We start from the raw sequence: 13,997 nt of genomic DNA, 5'->3' as shown, positions 1-13,997 counted from the left end.
CAGATGGCAAAAACACTTAGCATTCGAGACAATCCGGCGCGCGCGCAAACGCTTAAAAAGCTGCAGGACAGCCGATGGCACGACCACAACTCAAGCATCGCGATCGAAATCGGACGCGAGAACCCCTTCAACCAGAAATCGCTCCCGAGAGGCCTCAGGAGCGATTTCTTTTTGTTTCGACCGGACCATTTCGTGAAGAGTTTCGCGAACGGCCCTTTGGTCGGGCTGACAGGATTTGAACCTGCGACCCCTTTAAGGTTCAGGCCTTAACTTCGATTTCGCCAAATGTCTTGGAAAACTCGCGGATTCCCTTGTTTTTACAGGGAACCGGGCGGTTCACTATAACTAACTGCACCCGGTCGATTACGGTCGGCCAAGAATGATTTTGATGGGTAAGCAATGGGCAACTGCATCCACTCGAACCAAGGACGACTGATAGTCGTCTCGACGGTATCGCCCACCCGGAACTGCTGCAGAGTACCCGCGGATTTCCACGGTTTGCGTGTTCAGCCGGTTGTGCAGGAAGCCGTAAGCCGATCCGGTCGGCCAAGACCACGTTTTCAGGCGGCTTCGACACTAATGAACCACGGACTATGGCGAATCGAATGATGCCCAGATTAGAAGCAACAACCTGGCCAGCCTCGGAAAAGCTGCCGGCCGTACCGGCTGGCATGCCCGGCAGCGGTCACCGTTGCCGGGTGTCTCGATACTCAGCGACGCTGTAATCCTCTTTCTGAATCTGCAAGTGGACCCACGTTGAAAGCCCTACGACCCGTGGCTCGCGTCGAAGCGTCTCCACGAAGTCGTTCGCCTCCCGCAGAGTATTGAAAACTGCTGTGGCGATGATGCCGAAATCACCCGTCGTCGTGGCAATGAACTCTGCACCCAGTCTGCTCAGGACTTCTACACAAGTGCCGCTCGCTCCCTGGTGTCGCACGCCCAGACCGAGTGCGATCGTGTGTGCGCGGCCAAAATCCCGCTTCGGCACTGCGACCACACGGATTATTTCGCCATCGATGAGCCTCGTCATCCGGTGACGTGCGGAGCTTTCAGGCAGACCGAGCGCCTCGGCAAGCACCCGCACGGGAGCGCGACCATCTCGTTCGAGCGTTTCTATCAGGCGCATATCAAGCTCGTCGAGATAGGACTCATCCTCTGCCTGCAACGTGGGTGCGTAAATATTATGGACGATGCTTTCATAACGGTGCACCTGGATCGAAAGCACCTCGACGTGTTCTCTGATCGCAGCAAGTAACTCGACCAGTTCTGTCTCGAAGCGACATCGCACCTGAACGCACAGCCCCGCATCGCCGGTCGTTGTAGAGACGTAAGTCGTCAGTGATGACCCGACCATTTCTTCGTAAAGAGCACTTGCGTCACCACGGAGAACAATGTGAAGGTGACCCTCGACTTGAAAGCCAAACATGCGCGGATTGACGCTCGCCGTGAATCGCAGCTGACCGCTGTCGACCACTGATTTCACGATTTCAGAAACACGATTCCTGGTGAGCTCGAGCGCCTCTGCAATGGATGAGTAAGACGCACGCCCATCACGACGAAGGTAGTCAATGACGCGATCCTCTTCAATTGAGAACCCTAAGCTGCCCGGCACTTTTCGCCTCGTCTCAAGATCAGGTCCAGGGACTCCTGCACCACGAAAATACAAATCCGTGCGCATTCACCCTGATTGTTGGGAAACTGTATGAATATTCTCCGATTCTGGATAGTCTTTGTCCATAATATCTGGAATTAAGGCCTGAATAGCATCAACAATGGGGCTGGTCGTCGCTCAGGTCAACAACCGCGCCCCGTGCGGACTCTGAGGGGGAACCGTGAAGGTCATTATTGTTGGCGCAGGCCTCGCGGGCCTGACGGCCGCATGGAAGCTGAGACAACTCGGTCATGACCCTGTTGTTCTTGAGGCTCGCAACAGGGTCGGTGGGCGCACGTGGTCAGAGACACTCGGCAACGGTCAGGTCACTGAGCGCGGTGGGGAGTACATCTTTCCCACAGAATCTGCTATTCGTCGTTTGTCAGCGGAGGTTGAGGTTCCGATTCTCACTCACAATGTGCGGTACGCACGGCGAACCGTCAACGGTTCACACTTGAGCCTCAGCGAGCTGAATGCAGTAGGTGGTCGTCTCATCCGCACGCTAGAGCGGATGCTCGCAGATGGCGTGACCAAGATCTCGGTAGACACCGTATTCAAGGAGACGATTGGCTCAGGTTTTCACGGCCACCCGGCGTATCGGCGAATAGCAACATCGCTTGCCGGTGATCCTGAACTAATCAGCGCAGAAGCTGCCCTGATGCATGAGTCCTCGGCCGACGGAGGTTACATAGAGGACGGCGGCCGATTCCTCAGGGGCAACCAGTCGCTCGCCAGTGAACTCGCCCGCTCGCTTGGCCCGGCCATAAGGCTGGAGTCCCCCATAACCGCGATAGACCAGTCGAGTTCGGGTATTCAGGTGAACCTCCGCGACGGCAGCACAGTCGATGGGGACGCTGCAGTGCTCGCAGTGCCGCTCCCAATCCTGCGCACGCTCAACCTCGGGTTCACGCTCCCTGCTACCCAGCGAGCTGCGCTTGACCACCGTTCGATGGGAACGGCAGCAAAGCTCGGCGTTCCTCTGTCTGCTGTCGATGACGACACAGCACTCCAGAGCGCTGATCATGCGTGGTGGTCGTGGCGCTCCATGTCGGTCGATGGGGAAAATCGTGTGCCGGCGCTCTCGTGCTTCGCTGGCGGATCCCGCACACTGAAGTCACTCGATACGGCGAACGGGCCCCAACGCTGGGTTGCCGAACTGAAAAAAATGCGCCCTGAACTGGACATCGACGGGGATGTGCTGCTGACCGACTGGACAAACGACGAGTGGACACTAGGGTCCTACTCAGCGCCGTCCCTCGAATGGAGGCCAGAGGACACGACCGCATTTGACAGCGCGGCAGGGCTCGTTGCAATTGCTGGCGAGCACACCGGCCTCCAACAGTCCCTGAACGGGGCGGTCGTGTCCGGTTTTCGAGCAGCCAGAGCGATCTTGGCCGTCGCAAATGAAACTCAAGATCTGTGAATGCCGGCCTGGTGGATGCAGCAGACGTGATCGTCATCGGCGCCGGATTCGCCGGACTCGTGGCCGCACGAGAACTCGGGAACAGTGGTCACAGAGTGATCGTGCTCGAGGCTCGCGACCGAGTTGGCGGTCGCACGTGGACCGAGCATGCTTTAGGGCACGACCTGGAACTGGGCGGCACCTGGGTGCACTGGGTACAACCCCACGTGTGGGCGGAAATGACTCGGTATGGTCGGAAAATCGATCGCAGCCCGATCGCCGAAGACGCCTACTGGCTCGGTGCAGGAGGCGCACCAAGAAAAGGCACACTCGAAGACTTCATGGCTCTCATCCATGAAGGGCAACGTCAGGTAGTTGAGGATGCGCTCACTGCCATTCCGCGAGCGGTAGATCCAACAGTCGGCGGAATCACCGAACGGGATGACCAGTCACTACAGCAGCGCCTAGACGAAATACTCCTGGACGATGAGGCCCGCTACGCGAACGAATCTGTGTGGGTCGGACACGTGAACGCACCACTGCACGAGGTCGGTCTCGCCAGCGCTCTACGCTGGGCGAGCGCGGCCGGCGGCCACTGGCCTCTCATGCACGAGGCCTCGTCGACCTATCGAGTAGCGGGAGGCATGTCGTCCTTCACGGCAGCAATCGCCGCGGACATCGGCGGCGACATCCAACTCAGCTCGACAGTCACGGCCATCAAGCACAATGCGCACGGGGCCACCGTCTTTCTCTCCGACGGTCGACAGCTGCGGGCGCAGCGAGTGATTATGACCCTGCCCATCAACGCCGTCGATACGATCACCATCACGCCCCCACTCCCCGAAGTTTGGAGGCGCGCCAACCGCGAGCGCGTGGCATCACAGGGAATCAAGGTGTGGATAAAGGTGCGCGGTCGTCTGCCACGGTTCTTCGCTTACGCGTCTCAGCACCACCCGATCTCGGTGCTCAAGAGCGAGTTCATCGAGGAAGACCATTCGATTCTGGTTGGCTTCGGGCCGGATCACACAGCCATTGACGTGAACAGCATCGAACAGGTCCAGGCGGCCGTGGGAGTGTGGCGTGATGACCTTGAAGTGATCGACGTTGCTGCGCATGACTGGATGAAGGATCCCTTGTCGAAGAATACGTGGATGACCCACCGGCCAGGACAGCTCACTCGCGACCTTTCAAAATTGCAGCTGGCGGATGGCGTGCTCCACTTCGCTGGATGCGACACCGCCGATCTCTGGGGCGGGTTCATCGACGGCGCGATAGAGAGCGGGCTTAGAGAGGCCCGCCTCGTTTCGACGTTGCTCGCGAAATGAAGCCATCGGGCCTGATCTGGTGCGGCCCGACAGCTCCACAATCACTCACTCTCTGACCAGAGACTAGGTCAGTGACACTCCTGCATCACCGGTGTCTTCAAGCAGCACCCCGGAATCGACGTTCCAGCTCATCGACGCACGAGTACCCGGCTCCCGCACAACAGCGGAGTGCGCCTCACGAACAGTGCCGGTGCTGCCATCCGGAAGTTGCACCTCGCAACGCCAGGCTGCACCCAAATAGTTTGCGTCCAGCACGATCACTGGCAGCGAGTTCACCTGCGACGACTCCGGAACGGTGCCTTCATCCTGAAGCGTTATGTTCTCGGGACGAATGAGAATCGCTAGCGAAGCTGAACTCCTGTGGCCGGGAACACGGACTTCATGTCCGGAAATATCCAGGGTGGTCATTCCGCCGACGGAATCGACCGCCCGGCCGGACAACACCGTAGATTCACCGAGAAAGCGCCCAACAAAAAGGGTCTCAGGCCTTTGATAAAGTTCCGTCGGACTGCCGACCTGTTCTATCTTCCCGTTGTTGAATACTGCGATTCGGTCAGAAAGAGACAAAGCCTCTTCTTGGTCATGCGTCACGTAGACAAATGTTGATCCAACCTCGCGGTGGATTCGTTTGATCTCCTTCTGCAGCCATTCGCGCAATTTCTTGTCGAGGGCACCGAGCGGCTCATCCATGAGCAGCACGCGTGGCTTGTAAACGAGCGAGCGAGCGAGAGCCACTCGCTGTTGTTGACCACCCGAGAGTTCCGCCGGATATCGATCGCCGAATTCCCCCATGCGCACCATATCGAGAGCACCCGCGACCATCGCCTTTTGCGCTGATTTCGCAATCTTGCGCCGGTCCAGGGGGTAGGCAATATTCTCGAAGACGGTCTTGTGCGGGAAAAGGGCGTAATTCTGAAACACCATGCCGATGTCTCGTTTGTGGGGAGGCATCTTGGCAACAGGCTTGCCGTAAATGTGAAGCAACCCCTCCGTTGCAGTGACGAAGCCAGCGATCATGTTGAGAGTCGTCGTCTTCCCGGACCCCGATGGGCCGAGAAACGTCATGAACTCCCCCGGCTCTACGACGAGGTTGATCGCATCAACGACAGCTTTACTGCCGTAGCGCTTTGTCACATCGCGAAGGCTGATGCCCGCGTCGTTGATCACGCCAATGACCTCAGTATTGAGGTGCAATTGCCGGAGTTCACGTTCGTTTTGGTCTCGTGCGGCAGTGGTACTTTCCGGACTCATGCCGAAACTCGCTTTCTCTTGCGGGTAGCAAATTGTGCGGTGAGCATCACAAGCACTGACGTGAACATCGCCACGACGGCGACGGCAGCGACAGTTGGATCACTCGCCTGAGTCACGCTGTTGTAGATTTTCACCGGCAGCGTCTGCAACTGCGGACTCTGGATGAAGAGCGACAGAATAATCTCATCGAAGGACGTGACGAAGGCGAACAACGCTCCCGCCGTCACCCCGGGCATGATGAGCGGGAGGGTGATGCTGAAAAAGGTGCGTAGACGGCCAGCCCCCAACGTGGCTGACGCCTGCTCCAAGCGAGGATCTACACCTTGGAGCGAAGCCGTCACATTGAGAATGACCAGTGGCAGCGCAACCACGGTGTGCGCCAGCACAAACCCGGGAAGGGTGCCGAGGAGGTTGAAGCGCAGGAAAAGCGAGTAAAGCCCAATGGCGATCACAATGCCGGGGACGATGAGCGGAGTGAGGAAGTAACTTTCCAGCAACGCCTTTCCGCGGAATTTGACCTTGGACAGCCCGATTGCCGCCATGATCCCAAGCGACGTCGCGACAACCGTGGTGATGAGGGCCACCTGCAGCGATGAGCCCAAGGCGCGCAACCATGATGGGTCGGTTAAGAAGTTCTCGTACCACTGCAAGGAGAAACCCTGGGGTGGAAAATTGAACGACGCCGCCGCGTTGAACGACATAGGAATGATCACCAGGGTGGGAAGGAGTAACCAGAGAACGATGAGAACCGCCAGGGCACCCAGTGCGCGTTTCATTGTCATTTGGCCCGCCCCACAAACAGATTCGCACCCTTAGACACGCGGCTCAGGAGCGCGAGCACCACGATGGTCGTTGTGAGCATGAAGATTCCAAGGGCGGTGCCGTGGCCCCACATGAGGAAGCCACTGATCTGCTGGTACATGAGTGCAGACATCATGATTTCCTTCGACGAACCCAATAGCGCGGGGATGATGTAAAACCCGAGTCCCAGAATGAAAACCGTTACCGAACCCGCAAATATCCCTGGTCGAGAAAGCGGCAAGTAAACCGTGAAGAATGCCGTGACGGGTCTCGCCCCAAGGTTCGCCGCAGCGGGTAGCAACCGCTTGTCGATCTTGGCAAGCGCGGAATAAAGGGGCAGCACCATGAACGGCAGTAGCACTTGGGACATGCCGAGAGCGACGCCAAAAGTGCTTCGAATCAGCGGCAGTGGACCGATCCCGAACAACGTCTCAAGAAGCCCGTTGATGGGGCCGGTGTCTTGCAGGAGAACCATCCACGCGAGTGTGCGCACCAAGATGCTGGTCCATAGGGGCAGCATGATGAAGAGCTGCAACATATTGCGAGTGCGATCACTCACAATCGTCATCAGATACGCGTAAGGGTAAGCGATGAGCAAGCAGACGAGCGTAACAACGAGCGAGGTTCCGAATGTGCGAAACGCGACCACCATGTTGGTCGGAGTGGTGAACAGCCACACGTAATTCTGGATTCCCAGCGTTGGATCGCTGATGCTCCGGATGAAGACATCAATGAGTGGCGCGAGAAAGAAGAACGAGACGACTGCAAAGGCTGGTAGCAGCAGCAGAAACGGGCGCCAATTCTTTGGCTCTCGAATCGTCCTGCTCGTGTCACCGCCGTCAACGGAGCGATTGCCCCGGCCGCGGATGGATAGAACAGCCATGCCGGTCAGCTGCCGGTAACCCAGCTGGCCCATTCGTCCGACAGGGCATCGTAGTTCTCCACCCAGAAGTCAATGTTCGGAGCGTGCCCGGTCTTGAGATGCTCTGTGGTGAGCCACGTCTTCAACGTCGCATCAACCTTTGGCTCCGCGTCGACATTCACCGGCCCATAGGAGGTCAGCTCCGTCATGCGTGCCTGCTGTTCTGCGCCGAGGTAGAAGTTCACGGCGGCGAAGGCCGCCTGCGGATCCTTGACACCCTTGGGAATGGCAGTCGAATCGACCATGATCATCCACTCGTCCCACATAGGAGCAACCGGCGCGCCGGCCGCCGCTGCACCGTATCCGCGGCCTGACCACACCAGCCCCATGACAGCTTCGCCCGATTCAAGCTGCTGCTGTGCCTGAGCGCCGGAGGTCCAGCCGATGACGTTGTCACCGAGGGCACGGTACTTGTCAAAGGCGGTCGCGATGTCGGCGACCTGCACGTTGTTGATATCTTCGCCGTCCGCCGCCAGGGCGAACTCCACCGTCTGGGGGTCGACATACGGGGATTGGCTGACCGTACGCTTGCCCGGGAACTTGTCGGTATCGAAGAAATCGGCAGCACTGGTTGGAGGGTTGTCGCCGAACGCATCAGTATTGTAAGCGACGACCAGACCATAGAGAATATTCGGCACCATGCATTTGTCTGTGATCGTCCCCTCGGGAACCTTCGAGATGTCCACCTGCGAGTAGTCATACTCTTCGTACAGCGTTCCACAGCCACGGGCGGTGTCGAACTGCGTCGCGTTTGTGATGTCCCAGGTCACGTTTCCGCTGTCAACCATGGCCTTGAGTTTGCCGGCGTCGAATGCGTCCTGCAAAAATTTCGAACCTGAGATTTTTGCGAAAGGATCCCACGCTGCGTCGCGTTGACCATCCTGGAAAATACCGCCAGAAGCCGCGTAGGTGAGCGTGACACCATCAAAAACGCCCTCGGGGACGACTCCTGCCACCGGAGTGCCAAGGTCTCGATCTGCCACGGGTTCAGCTGCGTTACCTCCCGCGCAGCCAGCCATGATCAAAGTCGCCACTCCCCCCAACGCGATTGTGCTCAGTTGCCGCTTCAGTTTCTGGTTTCGCATGGTGATCCTTCTTCTTTCACTCCGTTGTGAAATCCCGTGAGCCCCGTAGACACGCACCCGGTGCATGGCCAGCCCGTGGAATCGGTTGGCCCCAACGTAGCAATACCGGTCCGGAAGTGCGAACAATTTACCAATATCAGCCAACTTTGCCGGCGAAAAAAACGAAAATACGCACTTAGTAACCCTCAATTTTACAATTCCTCCCGTGCATCAGGACGAAATGTGCGCACTTCCGAACTCGCCGAGAGACGCGGTCACCTCCCGCTGGCACCCGGAAAACGCTCGCCTGGACCGAAGTATGGGCGCGAGTATGGGCCGAGCACCCAAACTGACTCGGAACAAGCCACCGTCCGCCGCAATTCGGGTCTGCTGGTGCTCAAGCTGTCGGGTCCCCGATTCGTTCCATCCACGACTCGGGGATATCCAAAGCCGTGAACCCTAACCTGGAATACAAGCCGTGCGCATCGTTTGTCGAGAGAGCTATTCGTCGCAGACCAAGTGGTTCACACTCTTCCAAGACTCCATCGATGAGAGCACCGCCTATGCCGCGGCCTCGAACCTCGGGGTCGACGAATACGTCGCAAAGCCATGCAAAAGTCACTCCATCCGTGATGACCCGGGCGTAGGCGACTTGCTTGTTTGATTCGGTGTGGTAGATACCGAAGTTTCGTGAGCCGTCTATGGCTGCGTCCTGCCTGGCACGTGACCGCCCTGGCGCCCAATAGGACAGCTCGCTGATCCAGCGATGCACCTGGTCACGGTCTATCTCAGCGACGTCGGCTGAGAACCGATAGTACGAATCCATTCCCCATCCAATCGGTCTTGGGCGGACTGCGCCCCGGCAATCGCCCGATAGCACGTGATTATGCACATCCATGGTTGGATGCCGGCTAAAGGAGCTTCTCTATCTCGACGAACTCGATCGTGTTGGCCCCACGATTGATTACTGTGTGCTCAGCGCCGGCCGGGCGTGTGTAGCTCTCCCCGAGCCGAATCTCCGCCACGATCTCCGAGCCGTCGGAGTTCAGCACTCGCATGCTGTCGTTGACGAGCGGCACCACCACGTACTCGAACTCGTGCACGTGCATAGGAATGGCGTCATTCGGCTCGATGGTCCACTTCGTGACCCTGAAGATCCCATTGTCGATCTGCGTTTCAGCGGTTGCCATGATCGCTCACCTGTTCTTCGTCGTGTCATGGGACGTTCCCGGCCGCGCTGATCACTGGCCACGAGATGACCCCGGTGCAAGCTCGGGACGGTGGACCGGGGTCAGCGGAAGGCGGCGACTCCGGTGATGTGGTTGCCGACGATCAGCGTGTGAACCTCATCGGTGCCCTCGTAGGTGCGCACGCTCTCGAGGTTGTTCGCGTGGCGCAGCGGCGAGTAATCCAGAGTGATGCCGTTGCCGCCGAGCACTGTGCGGGCCTCACGGCAGATGGCGATCGCCTCACGGGTGTTGTTGAGCTTGCCGATGGAGATCTGGTGCGGCTTAAGCGTTCCGGCGTCCTTGAGACGGCCCAGGTGCAGGGCGAGCAGCGTGCCCTTGTTGATCTCCAGCGCCATGTCGACGAGCTTCTGCTGGGTCAGCTGGTAGCCGGACAGAGGCTTGTCGAACTGCATCCGCTCACCGGCGTAAGCCAGGGCGGTGAGGTAGCTGTCGCGCGCCGCGCCCATGACACCCCAGATGATGCCGTACCGTGCCTCATTCAGGCAGGAGAACGGGCCGCTCAGCCCCTTGGCCTTCGGCAGCATCGCCGAGGCAGGCAGGCGCACGTTGTCCAGGTCGATCTCGCACTGGATGGACGCCCGCATGGAGAGTTTCGGTCCGATCACCGTGGCCGCGAAGCCGGCGGTCTCGGTGGGCACGACGAAGCCGCGCACCCCGTCGTCGGTCATCGCCCAGATCACGGCGACCTGGGCGACGGCGGCGAGCCCGATCCACCGCTTCGTGCCGGTGATCACCCAGTCGTCTCCATCGCGGCGGGCGAACGTGGTCATGCTGCTGGGGTCGGAGCCCGAGTTCGGCTCGGTCAGCCCGAAGCATCCGATCGCCTCGCCGGCCGCCATCTTCGGCAGCCACTCGTTCTTCTGCTCTTCCGAGCCGTGCTTGTGGATGGCACTCATGGCGAGGGACCCCTGCACACTCACGAAGGTTCGGAGGCCCGAGTCCCCGGCCTCGAGCTCCAGGGCGGCCAGACCGTACTCGACACTGCTACGGCCCGGGCAGCCGTAACCCTTCAGGTGCATTCCTAGCAGGCCGAGCTTCGCCATCTGGGGCACGATTTCGAGAGGGAAGACCCCGTTCTCGTACCAGCCGGCGATGTTGGGCCTGATGGTGGAATCAACGAAGGCCCGAACCGAATCGCGCAGCTTGACCTCCTCGGCGGTGAGCAGGGACTCGATGTCGATGAGATCCGAGGTGTCGATCAGAGGCGAGGCAACGACACCGGAGGGAGCTGTTGTCAAGGTCAGGCCGATGCGGGATGCGAGGTCAGTCATGGTTTCGCTTTCGTTAGGTTGAACCGGAAGTCAGAGGGTGGGGAGCGTCAGTCGCCCGTCGATGCGCCGAGGAACTCGCCAGGGGTTGTCAGGGTGGAGGGCATCCGAAAGGTGCGCGGGTTCGGCATTCTGCACCGCGACCGGTCGCACGAATCGGCCCAGCGCGCCCGCTCCAACGCTCGTCGCGTCGGACCGGGACGTGGCCGGCCACGGCCCGCCGTGCTGCATGGACCAGCTGGTGGCCACTCCGGTCGGCCACGCATTCAGCGCGACCCGGCCCACCTGCCCAAGCAGCCGCCGCACGACCTCCGCCGACTCCGGGTCGCCCGGGCCGCTGGTGAAGACAGATGCGACCAGGCTTGGCTGCAGGCGCGTCAGAGCATCCAGTGCAGCCCCGGTATCCTCGTATTCGCAGACGAGAGCGACCGGGCCGAAGCACTCTCCCAGCAGGCGTGAGCCGGGGTGAAGGTCCTCCAGCCGCACCAGGACGGCCTGCGGGGCGGCCACGTAGCCGTCAGCGGGGTCGGTCGGCGTTTCCCCGGTGACGACCGTCGGCGTGACGTTTCCCGCGACATCGGCGGCCTCGATGAGTTGCGCCACACCGGCCCGATAGCCGCACGCGATGCCGGCGGTCAGCAGCGGGGCCCGCGGGGCCTGCGACAGCCGGGCCAGCACTTCCTCGAAGATTCCGGCTCCCGCGGGGGCGAAGAGCAGCCCGGGTTTGGTGCAGAACTGGCCGGCACCGAGGGTGAAGGAGCCGACAAAGCCAGCTGCGATCCCCGCGGTGTCGGCCGCGGCATCCGTCGTGACGAAGACCGGGTTCACGGTTCCCATTTCGGCAAAGACCGGCACGCCGCGCGCGGCGGCGCGCTGCACGAGAGCCATCCCGCCGCCCTGACTGCCGGTGAACGCTACCGCCGTGACCTCGGAGGCGTCTACGAGCTGGAGGCCCGCGTCGAAGCCGACGACGAGCGCGTAGCTGCCTGCCGGGGCACCGGCCCGGTTGAGCGCGTTGGAGACCAGCTCCGCCAGTCGCATGCTGAGTCGCGGGTGGGCCGGGTGAGCCTTGACGATGACGGGACAGCCGGCGCCGAGCGCAGACGCCACGTCGTGGCCGATCACGCCGAACCCGAACGGGAAGTTACTCGCCCCGAACACCGCGACCGGGCCGAGGGGGATGTTCCAGCGGGACAGCGTGGAGTCGCCGCCGATGACTTCGGTGCTGGCACCCAGGTAGCTGCCCTCGGCCGCGACCGCGCCGTAGAAATCGGTGCTGGTGGCGCACTTGGCGAGTTCACCGCGCAGCCGGTCCGCGCCGAGGCCGGTCTCCTCTCCGGCGAGCTGAACGAGTTCGTCTTCGTGGGTTCGGAGGGATTCCGCAATCGTGGTCAGCCAGCCCTGCCGGGTCGCGGGGCTGGTGTCGGCGAGCTGGGATGCCGCGCCCTGCGCCCGCCGCAGGATCTCGGCGACCTGCTCCGGGGCAGTGTGAGAGACGCTTCCGTGCTGCGCGCCCGTGCGGGGGTCGTAGCTCGGGTCAACGGCCGAGTCGACGGCCGGTGCGAATGTTTCGGTCACGCGTGCACCGCCGCAGCGCCGACGGTCGATTCGGCATAGATGGTCTCGACGGCTGTCCGGAGCACGGCGAGCCCGTCTTCGAGTAGATCCTGTTCAATAACGAGCGGGGGCAGCAGACGGATGACGTTGCCGTATGTGCCGCAGACGAGCACGAGCACCCCCTGTTGGTGACAGCGGGCGGCAACGGCGGCGGCGAGCTCGGGGCGTGGTTCGAGGGTCCCGGAGTCGGCGAATTCGATTGCGAGCATGGCGCCGCGGCCACGGAAGTCGACGATGGGGGAATCCTCCGCCACGAGCGGCTCCAGGAAGCGGCGGGCCGTGCTCTCGATTCGCAGTGCCCCGGCGAGCAGGTCGCCGTTCTCGAACGCCTCGAAGACGCCGAGCGCGGCCGCGCAGGCCAGCGGATTGCCGGCGTAGGTGCCGCCGAGTCCCCCGGTGTGCACGGCGTTCATCAGTTCGACGCGGCCGGTCACGGCTGTCAGAGGCAGTCCTCCGCCGAGCGCTTTGCCCGTGACAAGGAGGTCCGCGGCAACGCCCTCGTGCTCGCTGGCGAACATCGTGCCGGTGCGGCCCATGCCGGCCTGCACCTCGTCGAGCACGAACACGATCCCGTGCCGGGCCGCGATGTCGCGGAGCCCGGCCAGGAAACCGGGAGCCGGCACGATGAAGCCGCCCTCGCCCTGGATGGGCTCGATCACCATGGCGGCGAAGGTCTCGGGACCGTGCTCGGCCAGAACAGCCTCGACCCCGGCGACCGCCTCGGCGGTGGCGTTCTCCGCGCCGCTCGGCCATCGCAGCGGAGCCGCCATCGGCGCACGCACGATCTCGGTGGGGAACGGCCCAAAAGTGATCTTGTAGGGCTTCTCCTTGGCGGTCATGGCCATAGTCAGCAGGGACCGGCCGTGATAGGCGTCGTCGAAGACCAAGACCCTGGCCCGGCCGGTTGCGGCCCGGGCGATCTTGATGGCGTTCTCCACAGCCTCGGAACCAGTGGAGAACAGCGCCGTGCGCTTCTCGAAGTCGCCGGGCGTGTGGGCGTTCAGCCAGGCGCAGACCGCCGTGAACGACTCGTACTCGGTGACCATGAAACAGGTATGCGTGAAGCGGGCAAGCTGCGCGCTGACGCGCGCCTGCACGAGCGGATTGGCGGCTCCGACGCTGGTGACCGCGATACCCGAGGCGAAGTCGATGATGCGGTTGCCGTCGACGTCCTGCAGGATGCCGCCCTCGGCCCGTTCGATGAACACCGGCAGCGCGGTCCCGAACCCGCTGGAGACCTGTCGCATCCGCTCGGCCTGCAGCGCATTGGACCGAGGGCCCGGGATAGCCGTCCGGAGGAGTCGGGTCTGGGGAACGGTCGCTGTGTCCATCGACTAAAGGTAGGGCAGGCCACGCCGCTTGACATCGTATGAAACGTCTAAGAAGGCCGGGCGGCGTGGCTAGAATATCCAAGATATTGGCCTTTCAGAGTCGAAAAGGAACCCC

12 protein-coding genes are annotated in these 13,997 nt (G+C 61.3%); 2 read left to right on the top strand and 10 right to left on the bottom strand.

Features of this window, described 5'->3' with window-relative positions; all coding sequences use genetic code 11:
* Positions 1–685: 685 nt before the first annotated feature.
* Positions 686–1,678, bottom strand: coding sequence for an Lrp/AsnC family transcriptional regulator (locus E3T25_RS07430; protein ID WP_134341939.1), 993 nt, complete (start codon positions 1,676–1,678; stop codon positions 686–688).
* Between the two features lie 154 nt (positions 1,679–1,832).
* Between E3T25_RS07430 and E3T25_RS07425 the strand changes: the two genes are divergently transcribed.
* Together E3T25_RS07425 and E3T25_RS07420 are read left to right on the top strand one after the other, a co-directional pair.
* Positions 1,833–3,074 carry a flavin monoamine oxidase family protein gene (locus tag E3T25_RS07425; RefSeq protein WP_134373411.1) on the top strand — a complete coding sequence of 414 codons (1,242 nt, stop codon included), beginning with the start codon at positions 1,833–1,835 and terminating at the stop codon, positions 3,072–3,074.
* On the top strand, positions 3,071–4,378 hold the full coding sequence (locus tag E3T25_RS07420; RefSeq protein WP_241980714.1) for a flavin monoamine oxidase family protein: 1,308 nt from the start codon (positions 3,071–3,073) through the stop codon (positions 4,376–4,378). The genes E3T25_RS07425 and E3T25_RS07420 overlap by 4 nt, the downstream gene beginning before the upstream one ends.
* 63 nt (positions 4,379–4,441) lie before the next feature.
* On the opposite strand, the gene E3T25_RS07415 is transcribed toward E3T25_RS07420, so the two are convergent.
* The 9 genes from E3T25_RS07415 to E3T25_RS07375 form a co-directional block, all read right to left on the bottom strand.
* Positions 4,442–5,629, bottom strand: a complete 1,188-nt coding sequence (locus E3T25_RS07415) for an ABC transporter ATP-binding protein (protein WP_134373409.1) — start codon at positions 5,627–5,629, stop codon at positions 4,442–4,444.
* On the bottom strand, positions 5,626–6,411 hold the full coding sequence (locus E3T25_RS07410) for an ABC transporter permease (protein WP_134341936.1): 786 nt from the start codon (positions 6,409–6,411) through the stop codon (positions 5,626–5,628). The genes E3T25_RS07415 and E3T25_RS07410 overlap by 4 nt, the downstream gene beginning before the upstream one ends.
* Entirely contained in the window at positions 6,408–7,346 is a 939-nt protein-coding gene (locus tag E3T25_RS07405; RefSeq protein ID WP_241973158.1) for an ABC transporter permease, read from the bottom strand. Before E3T25_RS07405 ends, E3T25_RS07410 begins: the two co-directional genes overlap by 4 nt.
* On the bottom strand, positions 7,319–8,437 hold the full coding sequence (locus E3T25_RS07400) for an extracellular solute-binding protein (RefSeq protein ID WP_134373407.1): 1,119 nt from the start codon (positions 8,435–8,437) through the stop codon (positions 7,319–7,321). Before E3T25_RS07400 ends, E3T25_RS07405 begins: the two co-directional genes overlap by 28 nt.
* A gap of 376 nt (positions 8,438–8,813) precedes the next feature.
* A complete protein-coding gene (locus E3T25_RS07395) occupies positions 8,814–9,242 on the bottom strand; it encodes a GNAT family N-acetyltransferase (RefSeq protein WP_134341934.1) in 429 nt (142 codons plus the stop codon).
* A gap of 85 nt (positions 9,243–9,327) precedes the next feature.
* On the bottom strand, positions 9,328–9,606 hold the full coding sequence (locus tag E3T25_RS07390; RefSeq protein ID WP_134373405.1) for a cupin domain-containing protein: 279 nt from the start codon (positions 9,604–9,606) through the stop codon (positions 9,328–9,330).
* A gap of 101 nt (positions 9,607–9,707) precedes the next feature.
* Complete coding sequence (locus tag E3T25_RS07385) at positions 9,708–10,937, bottom strand: acyl-CoA dehydrogenase family protein (protein WP_134373403.1); 1,230 nt, start codon at positions 10,935–10,937, stop codon at positions 9,708–9,710.
* A gap of 30 nt (positions 10,938–10,967) precedes the next feature.
* A complete protein-coding gene (locus E3T25_RS07380; protein WP_134373401.1) occupies positions 10,968–12,512 on the bottom strand; it encodes an aldehyde dehydrogenase family protein in 1,545 nt (514 codons plus the stop codon).
* Entirely contained in the window at positions 12,509–13,882 is a 1,374-nt protein-coding gene (locus E3T25_RS07375; RefSeq protein WP_134373399.1) for an aminotransferase class III-fold pyridoxal phosphate-dependent enzyme, read from the bottom strand. The genes E3T25_RS07380 and E3T25_RS07375 overlap by 4 nt, the downstream gene beginning before the upstream one ends.
* Positions 13,883–13,997: the final 115 nt, after the last annotated feature.

This window comes from Cryobacterium sandaracinum (genome assembly GCF_004403415.1).
Lineage (GTDB): Bacteria > Actinomycetota > Actinomycetes > Actinomycetales > Microbacteriaceae > Cryobacterium > Cryobacterium sandaracinum.
This window is presented reverse-complemented; position numbering and strand designations above follow the sequence as displayed.